Genomic DNA, 9,941 nt, shown 5'->3' on the forward strand with positions numbered 1-9,941 from the left:
TCGAGCGCGTCACTCTATACAGATATGTCGGACCGAAGGGCGAGCTCAGGGATTATGGGAAGCGCGTTCTCAGCTTAGCGTAGGATTTCGCCCCCTCCCGCAAACGACCCCAGATTGTCAGTAGCGTGTCACTTCTGCTGTTGGGCGTCCGCCACATTTTGTACATTTGAGGCGGTCGATGACCTTATAAATCCGAGTAGTTATTGGAATGCCACGGGCAGCAGCAAACTGTCCGAGAGGTTCAATAATGAAATGACCGCAGCCACAATGAATGCGGAAGATACAGTCTTTCCGGTAATGGATCGTGTCAATCGGCTTGGGACGCTCATAATTTGCAGACATGACCCTACCTTATAGGCGCGCACTACGCCGCTTTTTTTGCTTTTCCTGTGCCTTGGCATCGGTTTTGCGCGCGAGAATGGTTCTGACCTTCGCTTTCAAGGCTTCCGTCATTTCACGCAACCGATCCATCATACCCTTTCGGTTCTTCATGGCTTCAGCCGTGTTTTTAAGGCCCTCGGATGCCTGGTGTTCGTGGCGGCGGGTTGAGAAACGGCCTGCCAAGGTAGCACGTTGTTTGCCCTCTCCTTCCCGCACTTCCAGACCCTGTTTTGTCTGCTGCATGGCGCGTACGGTGCCACGCCGGATATTCTCTGCTCGTTCCAAAAGGGCGTGTGCTGTCTCTTTTTCCGGCTGCCGCTCGAAGTTCCGGATGATATTTTTCTGGACATCGGTTGCGGTAATTGTGCGCTGATCCCCGAGAGGCCGTCTGCCGGCAATCTCGCTCCGTTCAGCGCCATCCGATGTGACGATAAAGGTCTGCTCCCGGTGTCGGCTGGACGAAGTGTAAGCACCGAACGCCGTGACATTTCGTGACCCGGCCGGAATAGCAAAAATATGCTCGGTGACGGTGACTCCCTGGCTGGTATTGGTGGTCATCGCGTCCCCATAGGATAGCAGAAACCGACCGGTTTCCTTATCCTTGAGGGAGTCCCATTTCACCAGCCCATTCCGGCCATTGGCCCCTCGCAGAACCAGCCCCTCTTCGCGTATGTCGCGGACTTCAACCACAGTGCCGTTGCGGCCGAGATTTCCGCCCGAATTGGTGCCGAGGAAGCGGGCATTCGTCCGCTGGAACAGGCGAACCTTGTCGCCGCGTGCCAGAGGCAGGTCATAAGAGGTATTTTCTCCGGTAGCCTGTGCCTTGATGGTAATCAGATCCGCGCCGATTTCCCCAAGCTCACGCCGGCGATCGCGGATCGCGCGGCTAATGTTGTGGGCGTCAGCATTCGTCGGGGTGGAGATCGAAAGGGTGTATTTGTCGCGCTCGGCATTCTCCGTGCGGCGTTGCTCCCAGAGATCGACCACGGCCTTGATGGCTTCCTCGTAGCCTCCCGGTGCGACATGCAGGGTTCCATTTTCCGCCTTCCGCTTGACGGCTTCCTCGGTTTGCCCGTTGCGAAACATGAGGGTGGTTTCGCGCTCTTCCTGCTGAATCTGGCGCGTGGATGTCCCCAAGAGGGGTATGTTTTCCTTGCCCAGCCCTCGTTGCAGTAATTCGATAACCGCGCCGGCCTCAACGGACTGCATCTGTTTCGGGTCACCGATCATCACCAACTTGAAGCCGATGTCCTCTCGCTTCCTGAGGATGTCATTGAGCTGGCGTGTGCCCAAGAGGCTGAGTTCGTCAACGACGACGACGGATTTCTTGGTGAGTTTGAGCTTGCCGCTATCGATCCGGCGCAGGAAGGATTCCAGAGCGCGGGTCTTGGCGACTTCCATACCCGTAGCAGACAGATCGTCGGACTGTCGCCAGGCCAAGGCAATGCCGTGAACGTCCCGACCCTGCTGCTTCCACGCGGTTACGAGCGGCTTCAGGAGTGTGGTTTTTCCTGAACCAGCAACGCCGATTCCGACAACGACCTGACCGCCCTTCCCTAGATCTTCCATCATCGCGCGTTGGGCCTGCCCGTGCGCGTTCTCGAAACTGAGTTCGGGATGGGCCTTCACGGCTTGGTCAATCTGCTTGTCCGTGAGTGCGCCTCTGCGATCCTTCGCGGCCGCGCGCGTCATGCGGATCAGGTCGTGCTCTTCGCTTTCGTGAAGGGCGGTCGTGATTCCGACCCGCTCTCTGCCTTCCGGGTCTTTGACTTCTCCCCAGATCAGGGAGGTTTGCCGTCCATGCTGGCGGACGCCGCGGTTGCGCATGGCTGCGGTCACGGCGTTGATGTCGGCCGCTGTGTCGATCCCCGCTGCGATCAATCCTTTGGCGGCGGCGATCCGGGCATCAGAACCATCAAGAGATGCGCGCTGCTGAAGCTGCTTGTCAAAGACATGCTGCGCGGCTTCATAGGCGTGTTCCAGGCGCTCGGCCCGTTCGCGTTCGGGTGCGATTTCATCGGGCCGGAGAACACTCCGGTGCTTGTATCCGATCTCTGCGGCTGTGTGCTGCCATGAGGCCATGTCGGTAAGATCGTCCGACTTCGCGCCGCGTGGATCTTGCACCCCCTGCTTGATAAGACCGATTTTGCGCTTGGCATCGAGGGTATCCCAATCAAGACCCTGCCCTGCCGCATAGGCGCGCGCGGCGGCCGTTCCTGAAAGCGTGCGGCGGCTGAACTGTTCACAGACACTCTCGGGAATGGCCGCAACCCTGCCCATTTCCGTGCGCTCGTCCAGCACCATATCGACCCCCTGCTTGCGCAGGTTCGTCGCTAGGTGGGCCTGATAGACCGCTCCCCACTCCTTGACCTTGCCGTTAAGCTGATCGAGCCACAGACCGCCCATGCGGCCCTCGTCGGTCAGTGCCGCGTTCAGAATGGCAGTATGCGTGTGGAGCTGCATATCTCCTGGCACCCGGCCCCCTCCCTGACGGAGCGTATGCAGCTCGGTAAAGACCTCGCCCTGGTCATCTGTCCGGATGATCTCAACGGTCGGCCGTGCCGTATAATGATCGAAGGACACCCAGCCGATGGATGCGGGGTCCCAGCCATCTTTTCCGGCGTCGCCTTTCCGCGCTCGTCCAATCACCTTTTCCACTTCCTGCATGGTCGAGGCGATCGCGTCGTGATGTGCCTGAAGGATGATTCCGCGCTCGGCTTCCGTCGGGGCGAATGCCCATGCAACGGAAACCGATTTGGGGGCGGAAAAGGTGAAATCCACATACCCGATCCGGGCGCGACTGGTGTCCATGCGCTCGTGATATTCGGACACACTCAACTCCTGCCCGTCGGCCATACGCCCGGACAGGATGTTTTCGCGTTGGTCATTGGTCAGGCTGGCCGCATCGGCACCAAGGACGGCCGTAAAACGCCGTACAGCCCGTTCGGCTTTCTTGGTAGGTATCTCGCCGCCAGAAACCGTCTTGCCCGCCAGAACGGCTTCCAGTTCGGTTCTCGTGGGCAATCGGCTTTCATCCATCTCGAAGATTTTGCCGATTGCTTCCGTGGCCGATCTTTTCGTCTTCCCCGGAATATCCTGTCCGTCTGCTCGCTGCCCGTTCAGAAGGTGAGCGACCTCGGCGGGTGTCAGGCCCTTCGTGGGGTCGACCCCAAGTCGCGCGGCCAGTTCGGGATTCATGTCCCGGCGTGGGACGGCTGTCGCACTGCTGTAGTCGCGTGCGGCGCTGGCATTGCGGATCTCGCTATCAAGTGCGTCGGCAGTGAAGGGCACGGCGCGTTGCTGCAACAATTCCTCGGCTTTGGCCCGGTCGATCAGATTGGCCGCCACGAAGGTTCCGGCTGCGCGGACTGCCAGCACGTCGTCCGAATCGGACGTGGCTTCTCGCAGGCGGTCGATTTCCATTGCCAGCGTGTCGGCCAGGTCATCCATCCCGCTCGTGGTGCCAGCATAGCGGGTGGCAGCGGCCTCGGCCGGGGTCGGGGGTCTTACACCCTGCGCGTAGTACTCCGCCATCACGGCCATCTCGGGCGGAAGGGTCTGCTGAAGCAGGTGCTCACTCATGGCCTTGGCGGCGGACGTGGCCCCGGCCGCGCCTGTCCGATAGGTCAGCATCAGGGTGCCGGGGTGTCAGGCGCCTCGTGACCGGAAGCGACAAGCTGAGACGCCATATCGTTCATGCTTTCGGCCATCGTGTTGACGGCCTGGGTGTTCTCGCTCACGGCGGCTGTCAGGTTGGTGAGGGCCTGCGCAACCGGAGAATCACCCGGCTCGTCTCTGGCGGCTGCCAGCACTTCGGTCAACATTTCGGTCTGCGCCTGAAGCGTGTCGAGCATCATCCCGAGGACGGTCTGAATGGCCGAGAGCTGCTTGCCGTGCTCTTCCAGCGTATCGGAAACATGGGCGAGATAGGCCCCGTCGGTGTCTTTCGCCATGAGGGTTCGGGCTCCTTATTCCCGGCATTATCACGAAAACGTGAGCAATGAATCGGAAGGCGATGCGCCGGAATCAGTGCCCTCTTTTCGCACCTTTTCACCCCATGCGTCTAGCATGACTTGGTCTGTAGAAAAAAAGCCACTCACCCTTCACCTTCCTACCTCTCACGGAAGGATACGATAGAGGACACGAAAGAGGCCACGTCTCAGGACACAAAAGAGGATACGGCAGAGGCTACAAAAGAGGGCACGCTAGAGGCTACGGAATAAAAAAATAAGGTGACGGACGGGAAGAAAAATGCAATTTTTCTCAAGCCATGAAAAACGCCAACAGACAGACCATCCGTGGAGTTCCGAGCAAACGTCCTCGCACTGAAGAGGAATTGCAGGAGGCTGCGGATCGGTTCAGCCAGGACTGGACCCCACAGGATCAAGTGATGCCGTGGATACGCGCTCATGAGCCGGAGCTTAGTGCGATGGTGAGTGCGGGCTGGTCTTGGGATGATGTCGGCCGGGCGATGGCTCGTGCGCGCATCACGTATAAAACCGCGGTGCCCATGAAGGGGTCGATCTTGCGCGCGAAAGCGTACAAGGCGCGAAAGGACAGGTCAGAGGCGACGACAGTTCGAGCGGTTCCCGCGAGAACGCCAGTTGTCCCGGGAGGCGTGAAACCGGCTCCTGCTGCCTCGTCCATCAGCCCATCAGCGGACCCCTCGCCAGCGTGGTTGGAACAGGCCCCGGAAAGGATGGAAGGCGAACCGGAGTTCAAGCCGATCTCGCTGCGAACCCCTTTACCCCCGACAGCCGAACCAAAGGCGGTAAAAACGCAAACGGCTCCTGAGCGGCCGAAACGCTCAAGAGCCGATGCTTTAGCAATGCTAACTAATCGTCCTGTAAAGACTGAGGAATCATAATGAGCGACACGAAATCAGGCAACAAAAACCCTGCGCCTGCTGCCAAGAAGCCGGTCCAGCCTGCGAAGTTCGATCTGAACCAGACGCTCGCGCAGGAACCCGTCTTTGACGTGAAACCCTTCACGCCGCGTAAGGTCGAAGAAGCCGAGCCGATGATTGCCGAGGGTATGGACCTGAGCGGCAAGACGAAAATCGTCTTCGTCAACGGACGCGGCAAGACCGGCAAGACCACATTCCTACGTTGGGCGGCCGAACGTGCGCTGCTGGGCAACCGGCCGATCCTTATGGCGGACCTGGACCCGACCAATGCGTCGTTCTCGTCGTATTTTCAGGACGTGGCGCGACCGAACACGGACGATCCCGCAGGCGTTGCGCAGTGGATGCAGCGGTTCATCGAATACGCTGTCGAGAACCAGACGACAGCGGTTCTCGATCTTGGCGGCGGCGATACCACACTGCGCGAGACGGCAGCCGAAATGCCGGGTTTCGCGTCAGCGATTGCCGAGGCCGGTGCGGTCCCCGTCCTGATCTCGCTGGTCGGATCGCAGGTCGATGATCTGGCCCCGATCGCGACGCTGCGTGAGCGTGGTTTTTCACCGGACGCGCGGGCAATCGTGTTCAACGAGGCCTCCAAGGAAATCGGTCATACCCGCGACCAGTCGTTCGGTCGTCTGCTGACAAGCGCCGTGGTCGTGGATGAAGTCACGGACGGCGCGGTTCCGCTGTGGATGCCCCGGCTCAATGCGGCGGCAGCCGTCGAAAGCCGCCGGAGCTTGTTCAGCGCCGCACGCGACGGCCTGACCACGCCTCCCCTCGGGATGTTCGACCGCTCGAAGGTCCGGACATGGCTCGAAGCGATGGACCGCCGGTTTGCTGGGATCACGTCATGGCTTCCGTAAGCCAGGACGAACCGGCAGACGATTTTGAAGGCGCGATCGCCAGCGCGAGACAGGATCTACAGTTGGCGATTGCCAAGGCGCACCTGACGGATGATCCGTTGGGTGTTGCCCTGCACGCGATGTCCGAGACGCTGGGTGCTCAGGCCGCGCTCTACAAGGCGACGTTCAACAAGTATCGCGACATCAGCGCGGACCTCGATCGCGCGCGAAGCGATGCGGTCGAAGCTGGACGGCTGGAACTTGAAGGCCAGAAAGCCGGAATCGTTCAAGAACTGGCTCCCCAACTCCTGAAGCTGACTGCTTCGCAGGTGAAGGTTCAGGAACGCACGGTCAAGCTCAAGACGCTGCTCATGGCGGGCGGCATTGCCGGAGTGCTTGCCATCACGGCGGCCTGTGTCGGATACGGCACGGGCTGGAAAAACGGCAGGACGAACGGTCTTTACGACAAGGGTGCGCTGTTCGCGGCGCTACAGGAGCATGGCCCGGGCGCGGAGACGGCCCTGATTGAACTGGTCCGGAATAACGACATTCCGGCTGTCCTATCAGCCTGCCGTGCTCATGCTTTCGATCAGGGCGGGCGACAGGCCTGTGCTGCGCCGCTCTGGCTTGAGCCGCCTCGGCCTCCTGCTGCACAGGACAACAAATAAGGTCAGGGACACGTCATCATAAGGGAGGGCAGACTATGCGGAGAATGTCACTCAATCCGGGCCTGCGGCTTGCGCTTCGCCCGTTTGCCTCCCTTCTGGCTTTTGTCGTCGGCCTTCCGGCCGCCATATTGGCGGTGCTCTGCTTCATTCATGGTTCATCGCTGCTCTGGTCGGCTGGAATCCTCATCGCGTACAAGACATTCATCGCGGGCGGAGTGTGTGCGGCGCTGGCTGCCTTAGCGCGCTGGCCGCGCAAGTACCTGACGCGCTGACGGACCGGGCACGAAGTGCCCGGAAACGTCGAGCGACATCGATGGCGTAAAGCGTTGCAACGGAATGTTGAGGGCTTCCATCAGGTCGTTGACGAAGCGGTCGCGGTCCTGCCGCTGTCGCTGCTGGTGGCTTCTGTCATCGAGTTCGATGGCAAGGACCGGCCGCCCCGTCGCCAGTTCGATCACCACGAAATCAAGACTTTTACCGGCCACCCGATTCAACGCCTCGGGAAAGCGGCGTGGATCGACCACGATGCTTACCAACTCCGCAAGCCGCACCTGCGGGCAAACATAGTGTCCGGCTGGAATCTGCGACCGAAAGGCAAGAAGGGCACGGCGCTCCCAATCCGATAGAAGGGCTTTAGGCTGATAGCGTTTGCGCAGGATAGCTTCCCGCCCTGTCTGGTTCTGCTCGGGCAGTTCCTGCACGCTCTCGGCCGGCGTGCCGGGCGAGAGCGTCGCCAGCGTTGCCTCGCCAAGCGGCCGGCGGCGGACATGCCATACGACCGCACCAATTACGCAGGAGCCGCCAATCAACCAGAGCGTTTCGGGAGAAAGAAACAGGGCGCGGTCCTTCTGGTTAGCGGAGCTTCGGGCCTCGCGGCTTGGCTGCGGGCGCGTCCGGTTCCTTCATAACGCCTGCGGGGCTGGATCGCGCGCCCTGCCCTTTCTGCACCTGGCCGGACCAGTAGCTTGCAGCGCGCTGGCTGGCGGCGGGCTTTTCCTGCGCTGTACGGTCTGCCGCAGCTGCGGAGAACCCGGATTTGACAGTCACGGTCACATCGTCGCCTGAGGCCGCCCTCTGGCGGCCGAGATCCTGCGTCGGTACGACGATGATGCCCTTGCCCGTGTTCACGCTGCTGCTGTGCGTATCTGTGGCGAGCAGTACGCCCGTGATCTGTTCGCCGGGACGCGCGGTCCGTACGTCTTGGGCCAAAGGCTCCGCACCCTGCTGTCGCAGATGCTCGAACGCTGTCCGAAGGGCAGCCACCCTTCCGCGGTCCGTCGCGTCCTCGACCAGATGACGCATGGCCGGGTTGGCAGGGTCATCAGCACCCGCGATGGAGGCGGCCAGCATTCGCGGCTTGGTGATAACGGAGAAATCGACATCATGCCCATACTTCTGTCCAAGCGTGGCGATGAAGGCTTCCTGAACCCGCCCATTTCCCTCGCGGAAAGGATGGACAAAATTAAGCTCGGACATGACGCGACCGGCCACGGCGGAAAACTGCTCGACGTTAGAGCCCTTCAGGACATCGGGATCACGGATCGGCCGGAATGCCTCGGCCAGTCCGCGATCGAGCCTCGAACCCGGCAGGAAAGTCGTGCTGCCCTTGGTCATGAATTCGATAGGCTCGACCGGCCGTCCATCCACAACGGGCCGTTCGTTGCGCGTATGTCCGGCCCATTCGTAAATCTCGCCGAAGAGGTGCTGATGAATGGCTTTCAGGTGCGCCGCATCGAAATTACCGGCCGGGCCTGAGCCCAGCCGGATGTCGATCATGCGGTCACTGGTGATCCTGTATTCGGCCCGATTGAGTGCCGCGCGCGACCGCAGGTCCAGCCGGTTGCGCAAGACATCCTGCTGATCCGGATCGTTGGAATTGGTGGGATAGGTATAACCGCGCCCCGGATCGCCGGTACTCATGGCGGCCGCGAATTAGCGACCGGCCCGGATGGCGTCGCGCATCTCGCGGCGCAGGTCTTCGAGCGAAATTACGCCCCGGATATAGCGTTCGTTCGCCTCTTCGAGAACCGGATCATGGACATATCCCTGCCGGTAGTTTGCCGCCCGGGCTTCCTCGACGGCGCGACGACGCTGCGCGGATTCGTCTGCGCTGATCGGTCTGGCGGAAAGGGTCTGTCCCATCACGCTCACTCCTGACTGGTAAGCGGTCATAATAGCCGCTTTTGCAAGCGGAACCAAGAATTTATGGGGATGGTGTCGCCGCGTGTCTGCATCTTGCGAAGCAAATATGGGAGGGTAAACCCGTCACGCGACGACACGATAGCATGTGCGCGAACAGGCCTGAAAAATCAAGCGAAGAGCCGCCCGAAGACGGCTCCCCTCCCCTGCTTATTTCCGGTCGAACGGATCTTCACCCTCCCACTGGTCGGCCGGTGGAGCATCGGCCCCCTGCCCGCGCTGCTGTACGGGACGGCCCTTGAATTCGAAATCCATCGGATCGACGTACCAGATCGTGACATCATTGGTTGCGCCCTGCGGCCGGAACGTGGCTGAACGCAGATCACCCCGGACCTCAACCTGCCGCCCCTGTGTCGCATTTTTTTCGACATACTCGGCGCGCTTTTCCTGCCGGAGATCGACGCGGACTTCGACCCATTCGGTCAGCTCGCGCCAGCCGGTTTCGGACTGCTGCGAACGAACATTCTTCGAGCACGCTACGCGGAAAACCACATATCCGCCGCCGTTACCGAACGTCTTGCGCGTCGCATCCTTGCCGACACGACCAGAGAGATTGATGGATGGGAACATGGTTGAGCTCCTTCAATGATTGATAAGTGTGAGGCAGAACATCAGCGCGACGAAGCTGCCAAAACAGCAACAGGCAAGAGCGCCACAAAGAAGACAGCGCGGGTTTTCCAGAACGCCTTCTGATGGAGCCTCTGGGACTTCCGACAGATACGCGGCGGCAAAGAAAACAAAGGTTAAAACACCGAATACTCCGGCGAAAACAGACAGATAAACATCTGACATAGGGTTTACCCTCCCTCCACCGAGCGGCTGGGGACTGGTCCCGCCTTCCCGCCCGGTGTTCTTATTATATACACGATATAATAAGAGAGAGGCAAGAGAAAAATGCAGTTTTTCACACAGAAAATGGCGGTTTCCCGACAAAAATTACCCTTGTAT

Annotated in this window: 10 protein-coding genes; 3 read left to right on the plus strand and 7 right to left on the minus strand. The window is 60.3% G+C overall.

The window, feature by feature from the left end; all coding sequences use genetic code 11:
- Positions 1–351: 351 nt before the first annotated feature.
- Positions 352–4,014, minus strand: coding sequence for a MobF family relaxase (mobF, locus tag HKD31_RS15280; RefSeq protein ID WP_194265671.1), 3,663 nt, complete (start codon positions 4,012–4,014; stop codon positions 352–354).
- On the minus strand, positions 4,014–4,334 hold the full coding sequence (locus tag HKD31_RS15285) for a hypothetical protein (RefSeq protein WP_035367557.1): 321 nt from the start codon (positions 4,332–4,334) through the stop codon (positions 4,014–4,016). Before HKD31_RS15285 ends, mobF begins: the two co-directional genes overlap by 1 nt.
- 913 nt (positions 4,335–5,247) lie before the next feature.
- On the opposite strand from HKD31_RS15285, the gene HKD31_RS15290 reads away from it, so the two are divergent.
- Genes HKD31_RS15290 through HKD31_RS15300 form a run of 3 tightly spaced genes read left to right on the plus strand, consistent with a single transcriptional unit; the run spans position 5,248 to position 7,066 of the window.
- Positions 5,248–6,147 carry a P-loop NTPase family protein gene (locus HKD31_RS15290; RefSeq protein ID WP_035367553.1) on the plus strand — a complete coding sequence of 300 codons (900 nt, stop codon included), beginning with the start codon at positions 5,248–5,250 and terminating at the stop codon, positions 6,145–6,147.
- On the plus strand, positions 6,135–6,794 hold the full coding sequence (locus tag HKD31_RS15295) for a hypothetical protein (RefSeq protein WP_007284571.1): 660 nt from the start codon (positions 6,135–6,137) through the stop codon (positions 6,792–6,794). The genes HKD31_RS15290 and HKD31_RS15295 overlap by 13 nt, the downstream gene beginning before the upstream one ends.
- Before the next feature lie 35 nt (positions 6,795–6,829).
- The gene (locus HKD31_RS15300) at positions 6,830–7,066 is read left to right on the plus strand and encodes a hypothetical protein (RefSeq protein ID WP_228120920.1); all 237 of its coding nucleotides are present in this window, start codon (positions 6,830–6,832) and stop codon (positions 7,064–7,066) included.
- On the opposite strand, the gene HKD31_RS15305 is transcribed toward HKD31_RS15300, so the two are convergent.
- From HKD31_RS15305 to HKD31_RS15325, 5 genes are all read right to left on the minus strand, one after another.
- The gene (locus HKD31_RS15305) at positions 7,031–7,603 is read right to left on the minus strand and encodes a DUF2726 domain-containing protein (protein ID WP_228120922.1); all 573 of its coding nucleotides are present in this window, start codon (positions 7,601–7,603) and stop codon (positions 7,031–7,033) included. The two genes, HKD31_RS15300 and HKD31_RS15305, sit on opposite strands and share 36 nt — an antisense overlap.
- 43 nt (positions 7,604–7,646) lie before the next feature.
- Entirely contained in the window at positions 7,647–8,714 is a 1,068-nt protein-coding gene (locus tag HKD31_RS15310; protein WP_035367551.1) for a Fic/DOC family protein, read from the minus strand.
- A gap of 12 nt (positions 8,715–8,726) precedes the next feature.
- Positions 8,727–8,936: an antitoxin VbhA family protein gene (locus tag HKD31_RS15315; protein WP_035367548.1), complete on the minus strand. Its 210-nt coding sequence runs from the start codon at positions 8,934–8,936 to the stop codon at positions 8,727–8,729.
- Between the two features lie 207 nt (positions 8,937–9,143).
- Positions 9,144–9,563, minus strand: coding sequence for a single-stranded DNA-binding protein (locus HKD31_RS15320; protein ID WP_035367547.1), 420 nt, complete (start codon positions 9,561–9,563; stop codon positions 9,144–9,146).
- A 12-nt stretch (positions 9,564–9,575) separates the two neighbouring features.
- Complete coding sequence (locus tag HKD31_RS15325; RefSeq protein WP_007284577.1) at positions 9,576–9,785, minus strand: hypothetical protein; 210 nt, start codon at positions 9,783–9,785, stop codon at positions 9,576–9,578.
- Positions 9,786–9,941: the final 156 nt, after the last annotated feature.

This window comes from Gluconobacter potus, from assembly GCF_015244705.1.
Taxonomy (GTDB): domain Bacteria; phylum Pseudomonadota; class Alphaproteobacteria; order Acetobacterales; family Acetobacteraceae; genus Gluconobacter; species Gluconobacter potus.